The 1221-nt window shown below is 68.3% G+C and carries 1 protein-coding gene; it reads right to left on the bottom strand.

What is annotated here, in order from left to right:
* Nucleotides 1-1221, bottom strand: a 1221-nt coding sequence (locus I8N67_RS41575) for a recombinase family protein (protein ID WP_200309545.1), incomplete at both ends; no start/stop codon positions are given.

Below are 1221 nucleotides of genomic sequence, written 5' to 3' on the forward strand. Positions count from 1 at the left end.
CTCGGCGCTTTCGGCGTTGTCGCGGAGCTGGGTGAGGAAGCCTTCGAGGTCGTCGGCGAGCTTGAGGTAGGCGTCCCGGTCGGCGATCTGGGCGTCCAGAGCGGCGAGCTGGCCGCGCAGGTTGCTCTCGCGGGCGCGCAGATCGGGCATCCGGGAGCGGAGTTCGTCGAGGGTGACCAGCTGCTCCTGGAACGCTTCGATCATGCGGGTGATCGCTGTGGTGGCCTTGGCCAGGGCCAGTTCGAGCCGGCCGCGCTGACGCGTGGCGGGGTCGGACGTGCGGGCGCGTTCCAGGCGCTTGTCGATCTCGGTCCGGATCAGATGCGGGTCGGTGATCATGCCGATGATGTGGTCCCAGACGACGGTGTCGAGGTAGTCGGCGCGGACGGGCTTGTTGGCGCAGACCCGGCCACCCTCGTAGCGGTAGTCGTCCGAGCCCAGGCACCGGTAGTAGTAGATCTTCTTGCCGGACGACGTGGTGGTCGAGGTGCGGTAGTAGCCATATCCGCAGCTCACACAGGCCGACAGGCCCTGAAGGAGAGAAGGGATCTTGCTGTTGCGCGAGGCGAACCGCTTGTTGTTCTCCAGTCGCTCCGCGGCGCGTTCGAAGGTCGCTGGGGTGATGAGCGCGGGAACGGGAATGATGATCCACTCCTCGCGGGGACGGTCGGCGGCCTTGACCGCTCGCGGGGTGCTGCGGCCCTCCAAGCGGGCCCGGCGGTTCAGGCCCGCCGTCTCGTGGAGGATCTGGGTCTTGCCGAAGGCCGCCTGACCTGCGTAGGCGGGGTTGCGGAGCATGCCCCAGACCACACTGCGGTCCCAGCGCGTCTTGCCGGTGCGGGTGGGAGTGCCGCTGGAGGTGAGCCAGCGGGTCAGGTCCGCGATCGAGGCCCCGTCGTCGGTGTAGCGCCGGAACAGCTCCACCACCAGCGCCGCCTCGGACTCGACGATCTCGTAAGTGGCCCCGCACTCAGGAGATTTGCGCAGGTAGCGGTAGCCGAACGGGGCACCGCCCAGCACGTTGACCGACCCCGAGCGGGCCCGGTAGGTCTTCCCACGCCGGTAGCGCTCCATCAGCTGGGCTTTCTCGTACTCGGCGAACATGCCCTGGAACTGGACCATCAGCTGGTCCTCGGGGCTGTCACCACGCGGGCCGCGTACGAACTCCACCCGGGTGCCGGCCCGGGCGAACTCCTCGATCAGCAGGGCCTGGTAGGCAAA

Source organism: Streptomyces adelaidensis (assembly GCF_016598475.1).
Lineage (GTDB): Bacteria > Actinomycetota > Actinomycetes > Streptomycetales > Streptomycetaceae > Streptomyces > Streptomyces adelaidensis.